Source organism: Kribbella sp. NPDC055110, assembly GCF_053607525.1.
The window spans coordinates 343946-357385 of sequence record NZ_JBSGTS010000002.1 but is presented as its reverse complement, the minus strand read 5'-3'; the positions used below and the strand labels follow the sequence as shown (position 1 = coordinate 357385).

Genomic DNA, 13440 nt, shown 5'->3' with positions numbered 1-13440 from the left:
GCTAACCCAACCCAAGCCCCGAGCCCGCCCGCCCAACCCAAGCCAGGAGCCGAGCGAAGCGAAGGCAATCGGGGGTGCGGGTGGCGAAGCCCCCGCCCGCGCCGAGCGAAGCGAAGGCGCACAAAAGAAGAGGGCGAGCCACCCTGCGCTTTCCGCAGGCATAGCTCGCCCTCTCGCCCGAGCGGGTGACGAGAATCGAACTCGCGTAGTCAGTTTGGAAGACTGGGGCTCTACCATTGAGCTACACCCGCGGTGCTCGGACATGATTTCACATCGGCCGGGCGGACTCAAAACGGTATGTCGGAGGCCCCGGTGGCGCGAGCACTGGTTCCGGTCGACTACACTCGACCGGTCACTGCGGGGCGTAGCGTAGTGGCTAGCGCGCCTGCTTTGGGAGCAGGAGACCGCAGGTTCGAGTCCTGTCGCCCCGACAAACCCCCTGTAGCACCGCTGCAGCGCGGGCTGTCGCGCGTGCTGTGAATGTCACCGAATCAAGGAGAACCGCCACCGTGAAGAGCACCGTCGAGTCCTTGAGCCCGACCAAGGTCAAGCTCATCGTCGAGGTGCCGTTCGAGGAACTCAAGCCGAGCCTCGACGCGGCGTACAAGAGCATCGGCCAGCAGATCGTGGTGCCGGGCTTCCGCAAGGGCAAGATCCCGCCGCAGGTCATCGACCAGCGCGTCGGCCGCGGCCCGGTGCTCGAGGAGGCGATCAACGACGCGCTCCCGAAGCTCTACTCGCAGGCGGTCAGCGACAACCAGGTCAAGGCGATCGGCCGGCCCGAGGTCGACGTGACCGAGTTCAACGACAAGGAGAGCCTGCAGTTCTCCGCCGAGGTCGAGGTCCGCCCGGAGATCACCCTGCCCGATCTGGAGGGTCTGGAGGCCGAGGTCGAGGACATCGCGATCTCCGACGACGAGGTCACCGAGCAGATCGAGTCGCTGCGGCAGCGGTTCGGCTCGCTGAACCCGGTCGAGCGCGCGGTCGTCGACAACGACTTCATCACCCTGGACCTGTCGGCGAGCAAGGACGACGAGTTGGTCGAGGAGGCTCAGGCGACCGGCCTGTCGTACCAGGTCGGCAGCGGTCAGCTGCTCGACGGTCTGGACGAGGCGGTCATCGGCCTGAGCGCCGGCGAGAAGAAGACCTTCGTCACCCAGCTCGTGGGCGGCTCGCTGAAGGGCGAGGACGTGGACGTCGAGGTGACGGTGACCGCTGTCAAGGAGCAGGAGCTCCCGGAGTTCGACGACGAGTTCGCGCAGACCGCGTCCGAGTTCGACACCGCCGACGAGCTGAAGGCCGACGTACAGACCCGGCTGGAGCGCGGCAAGCGGCTCGAGCAGGCCAGCGAGGCGCGCGACGCCGTACTGGAGAAGATCCTGACGCTGGTCGACGTGCCGGTCCCCGAGGGCCTGCTGACCGACGAGCTGGCCGCCCGTAAGGAGAACCTTGAGCAGCAGCTCGGGTACTCCGGGATGACCATGGAGCAGTTCCTCGAGGGCGAAGAGCAGACCCAGGACGAGTTCGACGAGGACCTGAAGAAGCGTTCCGAGGACGCGATCAAGGCGCAGTTCGTGCTCGACCTGGTGGCCGAGCAGCAGGAGCTGAGCGTCAACGACCAGGAGCTGAGCGAGCACATCGTCCGGCACGCGCAGCGTTCCGGCGTCAGCCCGGACCAGTTCGCGCAGCACGCGGTGGAGAACAACCTGGTCCCGAGCCTGGTGTCCGAGGTCGTCCGCGGCAAGGCGCTCGCGTACCTGGTGGAGAACGCCAAGGTCACCGATGCCTCCGGCAACACGGTCGAGCTGAAGACGCTGCTTCCGGACGGTTCGTACGCAGACCCGGAGGCCGCCGCCGACGAGGCCGCCGAGGCCCCGGTCGCGGAGCCTGCGCAGGCCTGAGCACGTCTCGCCGTACGGCCCGGATCCGCTTCCACGGGGATCCGGGCCGTACGCATGTTCGCCGGACGATTGCGACGCGACCGTAAGAAACCTGGCCTAGCGTGGCTGGTGAAACGATTTCCAGGCGAGGGGACCGGTGTGGCCGCGCTGCTGCAGGAGCCTGAGGTACGGCGGGAACCGGAGCGACCGGACCACCGCGAAGTACCTGACGAAGCAGCGGCCGAGGAGTCCGGATCCGTTGTCCTGTGCGGCTGGTGAACGCCCACGAATTCGCTCAGAGCAGACGAGCGGTGCGCCGTGAGCGAACACCTCCGGCCCAGCCTTAGGTCTGTCGCCGTCGCCCAGTAGTGTCGGGTTCGTGAACGAGACATTTGCAGCCAGCCCCACCGCCGCGGGCGGCAACGGATCCGGCGGAGACGACAACGACATCTACCGCGAGCTGCGGAAGAACCGGATCATCTTTCTGGGGTCCGAGGTTCGCGACGACAACGCGAACGCGATCTGCGCGCAGATGCTGCTGCTGAACGCCCAGGACCCGAACGCGGACATCTGGTTGTACATCAACTCGCCGGGTGGCTCGGTGGACTCCGGTATGGCGATCTACGACACAATGCAGTGGATCTCGAACGACGTCGCGACGGTCGGGATGGGTCTGGCCGCCTCGATGGGCCAGTTCCTGCTCTGCGCCGGCGCGAAGAACAAGCGGTACGCGCTGCCGCACGCGCGGATCATGATGCACCAGCCCTCCGGCGGTATGGGCGGCACGGCCTCGGACATCAAGATCCAGGCCGAGCAGTCGCTGCACCTGAAGGCGCTGCTGTTCCGGCTGATCTCCGAGCACACCGGACAGGCGCTCGAGCAGGTCGAGAACGACGCCGACCGGGACCGCTGGTTCACCGCCGACCAGGCGAAGGAGTACGGCTTCATCGACCACGTGGTCACCAGCGCCGCCCAGCTCAGCTCGGGCAGCCCGAACTCCTGATCTCCCACTCCGTCAGTTAAGGACGCACCATGAACTACTTCATCCCGCAGTGGGAGGAGCGCACGTCGTACGGCATGCGCCGGATCGACCCGTACACGAAGCTGTTCGAGGACCGGATCATCTTCCTCGGTACGCCGATCTCCGACGAGATCGCGAACGCCGTGATGGCGCAGCTGCTGTGCCTGCAGTCGATGGACTCCGACCGCGACATCAGCATCTACATCAACTCCCCGGGCGGCTCGTTCACCGCGCTGACCGCGATCTACGACACCATCCGCTACATCAAGCCGGACGTCTCGACCGTCTGCCTCGGCCAGGCCGCCTCGGCCGCCGCGGTGCTGCTCGCCGCCGGTACGCCGGGCAAGCGGTTCGCGCTGCCGAACAGCCGGATCATCATTCACCAGCCGGCCACCGAGGGCACCTACGGCCAGTCGAGCGACATCGAGATCCAGGCCAACGAGATCCTCCGTCTGCGCGCGCTGCTGGAGAAGATGATCGCCGACGCGAGCGGCAAGGACATCGCGGAGGTTTCCCGCGACATCGAGCGGGACAAGTTCCTGACCGCCGAGCAGGCCGTCGAGTACGGCCTGATCGACCAGGTGTTCGAGTCCCTCAAGGCTCCGGTCCCGGCCGGGGTCTGAACGAGTTCAGTTCAGGTCAGGCCGGTCTGACCGGTTGTCAAGAGCCTGACGCGTTCGCCACCGGCGTAGTCACAACCCGGTGGTGAGCGCGGTTTTTCAGCCCGCGACGGGGTACCGTCGAAATCGGTCCGACTGCGCATAGAAGGGATCTGTCCCGGTGGCACGCATTGGTGACGGCGGTGACCTGCTCAAGTGCTCGTTCTGCGGAAAGAGTCAGAAGCAGGTCAAGAAGCTCATCGCCGGTCCCGGCGTCTACATCTGCGACGAATGCATCGATCTCTGCAACGAGATCATCGAGGAGGAGCTGAACGAGGGCTCCGAGGTCGGTCTCACCGAGCTGCCGAAGCCGCGGGAGATCTACGACTTCCTCAACGCGTACGTCGTCGGACAGGACGTGGCGAAGAAGGCGCTCGCGGTAGCGGTGTACAACCACTACAAGCGGGTCCGCGACGGTCAGGGCGCCTCGAGCGCCGGCCGGCACGCGAAGGACGAGGCTGTCGAGCTGGCCAAGTCGAACATCCTGCTGATCGGCCCGACGGGCTGCGGCAAGACCTACCTCGCCCAGACGCTCGCCCGGATGCTGAACGTTCCGTTCGCGATCGCGGACGCGACGGCGCTGACCGAGGCCGGGTACGTCGGTGAGGACGTCGAGAACATCCTGCTGAAGCTGATCCAGGCCGCGGACTACGACGTCAAGAAGGCCGAGACCGGGATCATCTACATCGACGAGGTCGACAAGATCGCCCGCAAGAGCGAGAACCCGTCGATCACCCGGGACGTCTCCGGCGAGGGCGTGCAGCAGGCGCTGCTGAAGATCCTCGAAGGGACCACGGCGAGCGTGCCCCCGCAGGGCGGCCGCAAGCACCCGCACCAGGAGTTCATCCAGATCGACACGACCAACGTGCTGTTCATCGTCGGCGGCGCGTTCGCCGGCCTGGACCACATGGTCGAGCAGCGGGTCGGCAAGAAGTCCCTCGGCTTCAACGCCTCGCGTGAGCCGGAGAAGCCGAAGGAGGCGGGCGGGTACGCCGACGTGATGCCGGAGGACCTGCTCAAGTTCGGTCTGATCCCCGAGTTCATCGGCCGGCTCCCGGTCATCACGACTGTCTCGCCGCTGGACCGTGACGCGCTGATCAAGATCCTGTCCGAGCCGAAGAACGCGCTGGTCAAGCAGTATCGGCGGCTGTTCGAGATCGACAACGTCGAGCTCGAGTTCGACGAGGACGCGGTCGAGGCGATCGCCGACCAGGCGCTGCTCCGCGGCACCGGCGCCCGAGGGCTCCGGGCGATCATGGAAGAGGTTCTCCTCAACGTGATGTACGAGGTGCCGAGCCGCGAGGACGTCGCCAAGGTCGTCGTCACCGGCGAGGTCGTACTGGAGAACGTGAACCCCACGCTGATCCCGCGCGACCAGATCGAGCGCACCAAGCGCGACCGCCGCGAGAAGAGCGCGTAAGAGCTGCACACTTCAGAAGGAGGCCGGATCCGTCACCAAACGGGTCCCGGCCTCCTTCTCGTGCATCCGCGGGTCGATTCGCTCCGATTGGGGAGTGTTACGGGCTGATTCGGGTGGGTTTTGCTCCCCAGAGCCGATGGTGGGGGCTTGGCGGCGCCACCGGTGCGCGGTTCCCGCTCTGATTCGCCTGCCAGTCGGACCGATCTGCCTGCAACAACCCCGCCAGTGAGCGAACAACCTGCTATCGGTGCCCTCAGCAACCAACTGACGTCCCACTGATTCAGGCTGAGGCGTCGCGCACCTGGTGCGCTACATCTCGCAGTTCATGACGCTCTACCCCGGACGACGTGATCGGCACCGGCACGCCGGCCGGCGTAGGCGCGGGGGCGAAGCCACCCCGCTACGTACTGCGCGTGTGGGCAGACGGCCTGGGCGAACGGAACCGGCTTGTCGCGGCTTGATGTACCGCCATGCAGGCACAACCCGGTGGTTTGACGTTCGGACCGCGCCAAATCGGGGGTTCTGCCTGCGTGGCGGTCCGATCAACTGTTCAGCGCTTCGGAGATCGTGTCCGCGATCGGTGTGGTGGGGCGGCCGATGAGGTTGGCGAGGTCGGTGCCGCGGCCCGCGAGGAGGCCGCGTTCGATGGCGTTGTCGACGTCGACGAGCACGGGCACGAACGGCGCGGGGAGGCCGGCAGCCGTCAGCACCTGGGTGAGGTCCTCGGGCGAGAGGTTGTTGTAGGCAACGTCCTGACCCGACTGCTTGGCCAGCTCGGCGGCGTACTCGGTCAACGTCCAGGCCGAGTCGCCGTTCAGCTCGTACGCCTTCTTCTCGTGACCTTCACCGCTCAGTACGACGGCAGCCGCCGCCGCGTAGTCGCGCCGCGACGCGGACCCGATCCGCCCGTCACCAGCAGCACCGACGACCCCGTTCGCCAGCTGTACGGCGATCTGGTCCGTGTAGACCTCGCTGTACCAGCCGTTGCGGAGGAACGTGTACGGCAGACCGGACTCGAGGATCGCCTGCTCGGTGGCGATGTGGTCGGCGGCCAGATCGAAGTCGGCGTCAGATCCGCCGAGCACACTGGTGTACGCGATCCGCGCGACCCCGGCGTCCTTCGCGGCCGTGATGACTGCCTGGTGCTGCTCGCGCCGGTTCGGCTCGAGGCCCGAGATCAGCAGCACCGTGTCACCGGCGCCGAACGCCTTCGCCAGCCCTTCCGGATCGTTGTAGTCGGCGACCCGGACCTCGACGCCGCGGTCCGCGATCGGAGCCGCCTTCGCGGCGCTGCGTGCGGCCGCGACGACCTGATCGGCGGGAACCCGCTGCAACAGCTCGTCGATGACGAGCGTGCCCAGGTGCCCGGTGGCGGCGGTGACGACGATGCTCATTCATGCTCCTCGTGGTAGATGTTCTGTCACCGACAGTAGGCCGCCGTCGCGAGCGGATCTATGTCCATTGAGCGCGGATTTATATCCGATCGTCTTGACCGGTGCGCGTATTATGACCGATATGGATGTGCTCGCCGATGTCGTCGCCGCGATGAAGACCGGCCCGGCCACGTCCGGGCGCACCGACGTCCGGGGGCCGTGGGGGCTGCGCTTCGTGCACTCGTTCGGCGCCACGTTCCACCTGGTCCTGCAAGGTACGGCGTGGTTGCTGCCGCCGGAGGGAGACCCGATCCCGCTCGGTCCGGGTGACGCGGTGCTGCTGCCGCGCGGGGCCGAGCACTCGATCGCCGACCACCCCGATTCGCCGCTGGTCGACTTCGACCCGTCCGTCGAGGAGCCGCCACAGGGTCATGGTGCGCGGTCGTTGCTGCTCTGCGGCACCTACCGGCTGGAGCGCGAGCGCCCGCATCCGGTGCTGAGCAGGCTGCCGGACCTGGTCGTCGTACCGGCGAACCCGGGACGCCACCGTTCGTTGCATACGGCAATCAGCATCCTGGGTGAGGAGCTCGACGCGCAACGGCCCGGTGCGGCCGCCGTCGTACCGGCGCTGGTGGATGCGTTGCTGGTGCTGATCCTGCGGGCCTGGTTCGAGAACAGCGACTGCCCGGCGGATCGGGGCTGGTCGCAGGCGCTGACCGATCCTGCGGTCGTGCAGTCACTGGAGCTCATCCACGAGCGGCCCGGCGCCGCGTGGACGGTTGCCGATCTGGCGTCTGATGTCGGGCTGTCGCGGGCCGCGTTCGCGCGACGGTTCACCGAGGCGGTGGGGGAGCCGCCGCTGACGTACCTGTCGCGTTGGCGGATGACGACCGCGGCGCGGTTGCTGCGGGACCACGACCGCCCGCTCGCCACGGTGGCGAAGGAGATCGGCTACACGTCGGAGTTCGCGTTCGCGAAGGCGTTCAAGCGCGACTTCGGCGTACCGCCCGGGACCTATCGCAAGCAGGTCATCCCGGCCTGAGGGTCGCCACCAGTTCGCCGCGACTGCGTACGCCGACCTTGGCGAACGCCGACTTCAGGTGGTCCTGGATCGTGTGCGGCGAGATCGACAGCCGGTCGGCGATCGCGCCGGTGGTGTGCCCGGCGATGATCTCCAGACAGATCTCCCGCTCCCGCGTCGTCAAGCCGTACGCCGCGAGCAGCATGCCGACCAGGTGTTGACCCGAGGCAGGCTCGATCGTCACCACAATCTCGTCGTCGGTGTCTGTGTCGCTCAGCAGCCGGCTGCCCTGCATCAGCACCCACTCGCCGGACGCGGTCTGAACGCGCGCCTGGAACGTGCCGGAGGCGCGGGTACCTGTGACGACGGCCCGGAGCAGTACGCCGAAGCGTCCCGGCGCGATCTCGTCCAGTTCCTCCTGCCAGGTCTGGGCGGCCGCGGTGATCGCCCGCGGCTCGCCGGTCGGGCCCGTGACGACGATCGACGGGCCGACCCCTCCGCGGTACCCGTGTGCGTCCGTGCGTACGGCGACCCGCGTCGCCGCACCGATGACCGGCGCCACCGACCCGAGGAACTCCACCTCCCGATCGTTGAAGTCCGGCCCGCTGCGAACGAACCCGGCCGCGCCCCAGCAGTCTCCGTCGACGACGAACGTCGTCCGGACCTCGTGTTCGATTCCGAGCGGCCGCCACACCTCGTTCAATCGCCTGTGCCCGACGACCTCGCGGTGCGGCAGGTCCGACAATCGCGCGACCTGGTGCGACGTGCGGGCCAGTTCGGCGAACGAGTTCGGCACGGTTCCGGCGTACTCCGTCTCCGCCAGCCGCGGCTCGTACTCCGGCGGAATGCGGGCCGCGCCGCTGGTCATCGAGCTGATCACCAGCGTGCCCGGATCCATCCCGGCCCAGCAGGTGAGCTCGCTGCCCACGACCTGTTCGACCACCTCGATCGCGGCCGCGTGCAGTGCGGCGACGCCCATCCCCGAGGTCGCCAGTGCCGCGATGTCCCGGCGCGCGGCCCGCGCCCGGCCCTCCCACATGCGCTCAGTATGCGCCGACGTACCGCTGCCGCCTATCCCCGAAATGTGGGGATTCCGGCCTTCCCGACGAGCCCATTCGCACGGGATACCTCTGGGGTACGCCGCTTCCTACCGTCGCAGACATGAACGAAACAGTGCATCTGAGCAATGCCGGCAGCGGTGTCGAGTACGCCGCCCCGGACGCGACCGTGACCGTGAAGATCGGCGCCGAGCACACCGGCGGGCAGTACGAGCTGTTCGAGATCGACGCGCCGCGCGCCGAGGCGTCGCCGCCGCACAGCGAGTCGTGGAGCAAGGCGTTCTACGTCCTGCAGGGCCGGATCCTCGTCCAGGCAGGGGATCAGGGCTACGACCTCGGTCCCGGCGCCTCGATCAGCATCCCGGCCGGCACCATGAACACGTTCTCGGTGCTGACGCCCTCGGCGAAGTTCCTGACCGTCAGCCAGACCGGCCGGATGAGCGCGTTCTTCGCGGACCTGGCCGGCGTTGATCCGGCCGACTACGCGGCGCTGGGCGAGATCACCAGCCGGCACGGCGTCGAGGTGTCGCTGTGAGCGCCGCCGCCCAGATCCTCGCCGTGGTCATCGCGGTGATGCTGGCCTGGGTCTGGCTGATGGAGTCGTTCTTCTACCGGCACCCGAGGCTGTACCCGCTGTTCCTGCTGGAGCGCCGGGACTTCGACGCGGTCAAGCTGTGGATCGTCAACCTCGGGTTCTACAACTTCACCACCGCGGTCGCGCTGGCGCTCGGCGTCGTCCTCGCGCGGACCGGGCACGTGCCGCAGGGCGAGGCGCTGGTCGCGTTCACCGCCGGACAGCACGTGTTCCTCGCGCTCGTCCTGCTCGCAACGGAGCGGCGACTCTGGTTGAACACCTTGCTCGAAGGGGTTCCGGCCGCCGTACTGCTGCTGCTCGTTCTGCTGTAGGAAAATTACCAATTCTGCGCAATCATGGGCACAGAGCACCACGCACACTCAAGGTTCCCGAATGGTCACCGGCAGTTCGACCGGACCGGGGGCCTACCGCCCTGAGTACCCGTGAAGGTGAGGCTCATGAGCCCAATCAGTCGCAGGACCCTTGTTCTCGGCGGACTCGCCGCGGCCGGGGCCGGCGCCCTCCCGGCCGCGGCCCAGTCGTCCGTGATCACCGCTACCGCCGCCGTCCCGTACCCGTTCCAGCTCGGCATCGCGTCCGGTGAGCCGGACGCGAACAGCGTCGTGCTCTGGACCCGCCTGGCCCCGTCGCCGCTGAACGCCGATGGCCAAGGCGGCATGGCGAACGCCGACGTCGCCGTCGACTGGCAGGTGTCGACCACCGACACCTTCAGCACGCTGGTCGCGTCCGGCACGGTGACAGCGCAGTTCGCCTCCGCCCACTCGGTGCATGTCGTCGCCGGCGGTCTCAGCCCCGACGCCGACTACTTCTACCGCTTCCGCGCCCAGGGCCACCTGTCGCCGGTCGGCCGCACCCGCACCACGCCCGCGGTCGGCACCACCGGCCGCGACCTGCTGATGGCCTTCACCTCCTGCTCGCACTACGAGGAGGGCTACTTCACCGTCTACCGTCGGATGGCCGAGGAGAACCCAGGCGTCATCCTGCATCTCGGCGACTACATCTACGAGTACGGCGCGACCACCGGCCGCACGCGGTTGCACCTCGGCAGCGAGATCGTGTCGATCGCCGACTACCGCCGCCGGTACGCGCAGTACAAGACCGACCCGGACCTGCAGGCGGCACATGCCGTCGCGCCGTGGATCGTCGTACCGGACGACCATGAGGTGGAGAACAACTACGCCGGCACGGTGCGGGAGAACAACACGCCCGCGCTGACTGCGACGGAGTGGACTGCGCGCCGGTCGGCGGCGTACCAGGCGTACTACGAGAACATGCCGCTGCGGCCTGCTCAAGTGAACAGCGGCAACAGCATCCAGCTGTACCGGCGGCTGCGGTGGGGGAGTCTGGCGACGTTCCACATGCTCGACACCCGCCAGTACCGCAACGACCAGGCCTGTGGTGACGGCTGGAAGGTGTGCTCCGATGCTGACCTGGCGACCCGCAGTTTGCCCGGCAACGCTCAGGAGAGCTGGCTGCTGGACGGACTGGGACAGCACCTGGGTACGTGGGACATCATCGGCCAGCAGGTGTTCTTCGCCCGCCGGTTCAACTCCACCGGTGCCAGCATGGACTCGTGGGACGGGTACCGCGCGTCCCGGGCGCGGATCCAGCAGGGCTGGGTCGACCGAGCTGTCCGGAACCCCGTCGTACTCACCGGAGACGTGCACCGGGCCTGGGCCAGCGACCTCAAGGCCGACTACAACAACGCGAACTCGGCCACGATCGGCTCCGAACTGGTCACCAGCTCGGTCACCTCGAGCGGCGACGGCGACGGGTCGACCACGATCCCTGATGTCGGCACCAACCCGTGGCTGCAGTTCTACAACAACCGCCGCGGCTATGTGCGTGCGACGCTCAGCCCGACCGAGCTGCAGGCCGATTTCCGCAACGTGGCAATGGTTTCCGAGCACGGGGCCGCTGCCGCGACGGTGAAGTCGTTCGTTGTCCAAGAGGGTCGGCCCGGACTGCAGGCGGTGTGACTCCTATGAAGAAGACCTTAGCTATTACTGCAGCTGTGGCTGTGGGGATGACCTTCACCGCGATCACTGCGGAAGCGCACGTCGCTGCACCGACCTGGGTGGCAGCGAACAGCGTGTCCACCGGCGACCAGGACACGCCCTCCATTGCGACCAACCGCAACGGGTACGTCGCTGTGGCGTGGGAGGACGACCGCGACACCGACAACGCGACCGACAACGTGCACAGCGAGATCTACCTGCGGCTGTTCCACAACGGCACTGCTGTGTACGAGACGAAGCTGTCCGCCGGCGGAAGCAGCGGTGTGACGACCTGGCGGCACCTGCACCCGGACGTCGGCCTGGACGACAACGGCAACGCCGTAGTGGTGTGGCAGGACGACCCGGACGGCAACGGGTACTACAACATCCCGTACCGCGTCGTGAACACCGCCGGCACCGTGACAGCGTCCGGCAACTCCAACAGCAGCTCCACCGGCCAGCAGATCAACCCACGAGTCGCCGTCGACCCGGACGGCGCACCGGCTGGGGCTGCGGTCGCATTCACTGTGGTGTGGGAAGACATCCAGACCGGTACGCCGGCAACGGTCAAGGCAGCCGGCTTCACCGGGCCGACCACACGCGCCTGGGAGGTGACCGCCTCGCAGACGACCGGCCAGCACCACAACCCGGATGTGGCCGTATCGGCATCAGGTGACGCGGTCGTCGTGTGGGACGAGGACGGCGACGCCAATGCGTTCTACAACGTCGGGCTGATCCGGCTGGCCCGTACTAACGGTGCAGCCACGCTCTCCCGCCGGACCGCGAACTCCGAGGGTGGTGGCCAGCAGCTGCATGCGTCGGTGGCGGCCAACTTCAACGGCGACTTCGCTGTCGCCTGGGAGTCCGATCACACCGGTACGGCCGGCGTCTGGACACGCAACTTCACCTCGACGGGTACGGCGCGGTACGCGGATGTCGAGGTCGGAGCCGGCGGCACCGCTCCGTCGATCGGCATCGACGACCAGTCGCAGACCGTTGTGGGCTGGACAGTGGCCGGCACTGACCCTGACGTGTGGGTACGTGGCTTCGGTACCGACGGCACCGACACAGGTCGGCTGTCGTCGCAGCGGCTGAGCTCCGTGGCCACAGGTCGGCAGGAGCAGATGACAGTCGCGGTCTCGCCGTACGCCGAGGTCGCTGTCGCCTACACCGACGACAACGACGGAAACACCTACGACCAGGTCTACCTGGGCACGGGAATCTCCAACAACAGCTGGTGATCAGTGCGTCGTGGGGGACACCGTGCTCAGTACGGTGTCCCCTGCGTCGACGACTTCGAGGTGGTCGATGTCGCGCAGCGGGATCGACGTACTGGCCGGGACCTGTGCCTGGTAGTTACCGTTCGCTGCCCACCAGCCGGCTGTCTCAACGGTCCCGTCACGGCCGTGTACGACGAGCATGCAGTGCTCGTACGGCTTCAGGTCGGTCAGCCGGAGCTGAATGTCCGTACCCCAGCCACGGCTGACCAGCTTGGCTGTCGCGTCGAGGCCACCGACCCCGTCCGTCGCTGTCCACGTTGCTGACGCCGGTGCGGACAGCAGGGCCCAGCTGGCGACACCACCGATCGCTGCCACTGCTGCCGCCGCCAGCACCCACCGCGGCCGCCTCTTCTTCCTCAGCTGGAGCGGCGCAGGCTCCGGCTGTTCAGACTCGATGTCCTCGACCGATACGGAGTGCAGCAGCCCGGGCAGATGCGCGAACTGCAGCAATGTCTCGCGGCACGCCGTACACGTCACGACGTGCTCCTCGACCGCGCGACGCTCGGACGCCTCCAGCGCACCGAGCACGTAGGCGCCGATCGACATCGTCTCCGGGCACGTCATGAACCGGTCACCCCTCGTTCCTCCAGTGCAGCGCGCAACGCGTGCAGTGCGTAGTAGCTGCGCGACTTCACCGTTCCCGGCGGTACGCCGAGGACGACGGCCGCCTCGTTGACGGTGCGCCGGCGATAGAACAGCTCGACGATCACCTGCCGATGGTCCGTGCTCAGACCCCGCAGTACGTCGATCACCTGCCAGACCTGCAGCACGCGGTCGATGTCGTCGGTGAGGGCCGGGAACTCGCGGTCCTCGATCGGTACCTCCGTCACCCGTGCGCCCTGCCGGCGGCGGCCTGAGATCACCAGGTTGCGGGCGACCGTGAACAGCCAGCGCCCGGCCCGGTCCGGGTCCAGGTCGGCCGCATGCGTCCAGGCCCGCGCCATCGTCTCCTGCACGATGTCCTCGGCGTACTGCCGGTCGCCCACGGAACGCAGGACGTACCCGAACAGCGGCCTCCGGTACTTGTCGTACAACGCGCGGATCACCGTCTCGTCATCCACACCCAGGAACTACGCGGTACGGCGGTAAAAGGTTCACCTGAACCGCCGGGCCGGATCTCGCGTATCTGCCAGCGA

Annotated in this window: 14 protein-coding genes and 2 tRNA genes; 11 read left to right on the top strand and 5 right to left on the bottom strand. The window is 67.6% G+C overall.

Annotation, left to right across the window (positions count from 1 at the left end):
- Positions 1-180 precede the first annotated feature (180 nt).
- Positions 181-251 (bottom strand) — tRNA-Gly (locus ACWF0M_RS04690).
- Between the two features lie 107 nt (positions 252-358).
- Here ACWF0M_RS04690 and ACWF0M_RS04685 point away from each other — a divergent pair.
- The 6 genes from ACWF0M_RS04685 to clpX all read left to right on the top strand — a co-directional run bounded on the left by ACWF0M_RS04685 (position 359) and on the right by clpX (position 4980).
- Positions 359-431, top strand: a tRNA-Pro gene (locus ACWF0M_RS04685).
- A 78-nt stretch (positions 432-509) separates the two neighbouring features.
- Positions 510-1901 (top strand): trigger factor, encoded by a 1392-nt coding sequence (tig, locus tag ACWF0M_RS04680; protein ID WP_452234236.1) that lies wholly within the window; start codon positions 510-512, stop codon positions 1899-1901.
- Between the two features lie 108 nt (positions 1902-2009).
- On the top strand, positions 2010-2159 hold the full coding sequence (locus ACWF0M_RS04675) for a hypothetical protein (protein WP_452234235.1): 150 nt from the start codon (positions 2010-2012) through the stop codon (positions 2157-2159).
- A gap of 100 nt (positions 2160-2259) precedes the next feature.
- Complete coding sequence (locus ACWF0M_RS04670) at positions 2260-2883, top strand: ClpP family protease (protein ID WP_452234234.1); 624 nt, start codon at positions 2260-2262, stop codon at positions 2881-2883.
- A 29-nt stretch (positions 2884-2912) separates the two neighbouring features.
- The gene (locus tag ACWF0M_RS04665) at positions 2913-3524 is read left to right on the top strand and encodes an ATP-dependent Clp protease proteolytic subunit (RefSeq protein ID WP_452234233.1); all 612 of its coding nucleotides are present in this window, start codon (positions 2913-2915) and stop codon (positions 3522-3524) included.
- 157 nt (positions 3525-3681) lie between these two features.
- Positions 3682-4980 carry an ATP-dependent Clp protease ATP-binding subunit ClpX gene (gene clpX / locus ACWF0M_RS04660; protein WP_452234232.1) on the top strand — a complete coding sequence of 433 codons (1299 nt, stop codon included), beginning with the start codon at positions 3682-3684 and terminating at the stop codon, positions 4978-4980.
- Positions 4981-5522: 542 nt separating this feature from the next.
- On the opposite strand, the gene ACWF0M_RS04655 is transcribed toward clpX, so the two are convergent.
- Positions 5523-6374, bottom strand: coding sequence for an SDR family oxidoreductase (locus tag ACWF0M_RS04655; RefSeq protein ID WP_452234231.1), 852 nt, complete (start codon positions 6372-6374; stop codon positions 5523-5525).
- 121 nt (positions 6375-6495) lie between these two features.
- Between ACWF0M_RS04655 and ACWF0M_RS04650 the strand changes: the two genes are divergently transcribed.
- Positions 6496-7395 (top strand): AraC family transcriptional regulator, encoded by a 900-nt coding sequence (locus tag ACWF0M_RS04650; protein WP_452234230.1) that lies wholly within the window; start codon positions 6496-6498, stop codon positions 7393-7395.
- On the opposite strand, the gene ACWF0M_RS04645 is transcribed toward ACWF0M_RS04650, so the two are convergent.
- Complete coding sequence (locus ACWF0M_RS04645) at positions 7382-8413, bottom strand: helix-turn-helix transcriptional regulator (protein WP_452234229.1); 1032 nt, start codon at positions 8411-8413, stop codon at positions 7382-7384. The genes ACWF0M_RS04650 and ACWF0M_RS04645 overlap by 14 nt on opposite strands.
- A 122-nt stretch (positions 8414-8535) precedes the next feature.
- Here ACWF0M_RS04645 and ACWF0M_RS04640 point away from each other — a divergent pair, with 122 nt between their 5' ends.
- The 4 genes from ACWF0M_RS04640 to ACWF0M_RS04625 all read left to right on the top strand — a co-directional run bounded on the left by ACWF0M_RS04640 (position 8536) and on the right by ACWF0M_RS04625 (position 12265).
- The gene (locus ACWF0M_RS04640; protein ID WP_452234228.1) at positions 8536-8967 is read left to right on the top strand and encodes a cupin domain-containing protein; all 432 of its coding nucleotides are present in this window, start codon (positions 8536-8538) and stop codon (positions 8965-8967) included.
- Complete coding sequence (locus tag ACWF0M_RS04635; protein ID WP_452234227.1) at positions 8964-9338, top strand: DUF1304 family protein; 375 nt, start codon at positions 8964-8966, stop codon at positions 9336-9338. Before ACWF0M_RS04640 ends, ACWF0M_RS04635 begins: the two co-directional genes overlap by 4 nt.
- A gap of 126 nt (positions 9339-9464) precedes the next feature.
- Positions 9465-11006, top strand: coding sequence for an alkaline phosphatase D family protein (locus tag ACWF0M_RS04630; RefSeq protein ID WP_452234226.1), 1542 nt, complete (start codon positions 9465-9467; stop codon positions 11004-11006).
- 5 nt (positions 11007-11011) lie between these two features.
- Positions 11012-12265 (top strand): hypothetical protein, encoded by a 1254-nt coding sequence (locus tag ACWF0M_RS04625; protein ID WP_452234225.1) that lies wholly within the window; start codon positions 11012-11014, stop codon positions 12263-12265.
- On the opposite strand, the gene ACWF0M_RS04620 is transcribed toward ACWF0M_RS04625, so the two are convergent.
- Together ACWF0M_RS04620 and ACWF0M_RS04615 are read right to left on the bottom strand one after the other, a co-directional pair.
- Positions 12266-12868: an anti-sigma factor family protein gene (locus ACWF0M_RS04620; RefSeq protein WP_452234224.1), complete on the bottom strand. Its 603-nt coding sequence runs from the start codon at positions 12866-12868 to the stop codon at positions 12266-12268.
- Positions 12865-13365 carry a sigma-70 family RNA polymerase sigma factor gene (locus ACWF0M_RS04615; protein WP_452234223.1) on the bottom strand — a complete coding sequence of 167 codons (501 nt, stop codon included), beginning with the start codon at positions 13363-13365 and terminating at the stop codon, positions 12865-12867. Before ACWF0M_RS04615 ends, ACWF0M_RS04620 begins: the two co-directional genes overlap by 4 nt.
- Positions 13366-13440 lie beyond the last annotated feature (75 nt).

Excerpts from the sequence above, each read along its gene's own strand:
- ACWF0M_RS04665 (WP_452234233.1), top strand. The coding sequence starts at position 2,913 with ATGAACTACTTCATCCCGCAGTGGGAGGAGCGCACGTCGTACGGCATG.
- ACWF0M_RS04655 (WP_452234231.1), bottom strand. The coding sequence starts at position 6,374 with ATGAGCATCGTCGTCACCGCCGCCACCGGGCACCTGGGCACGCTCGTC.
- ACWF0M_RS04650 (WP_452234230.1), top strand. The coding sequence starts at position 6,496 with ATGGATGTGCTCGCCGATGTCGTCGCCGCGATGAAGACCGGCCCGGCC.
- ACWF0M_RS04645 (WP_452234229.1), bottom strand. The coding sequence starts at position 8,413 with ATGTGGGAGGGCCGGGCGCGGGCCGCGCGCCGGGACATCGCGGCACTG.
- ACWF0M_RS04640 (WP_452234228.1), top strand. The coding sequence starts at position 8,536 with ATGAACGAAACAGTGCATCTGAGCAATGCCGGCAGCGGTGTCGAGTAC.
- ACWF0M_RS04630 (WP_452234226.1), top strand. The coding sequence starts at position 9,465 with ATGAGCCCAATCAGTCGCAGGACCCTTGTTCTCGGCGGACTCGCCGCG.
- ACWF0M_RS04625 (WP_452234225.1), top strand. The coding sequence starts at position 11,012 with ATGAAGAAGACCTTAGCTATTACTGCAGCTGTGGCTGTGGGGATGACC.
- ACWF0M_RS04620 (WP_452234224.1), bottom strand. The coding sequence starts at position 12,868 with ATGACGTGCCCGGAGACGATGTCGATCGGCGCCTACGTGCTCGGTGCG.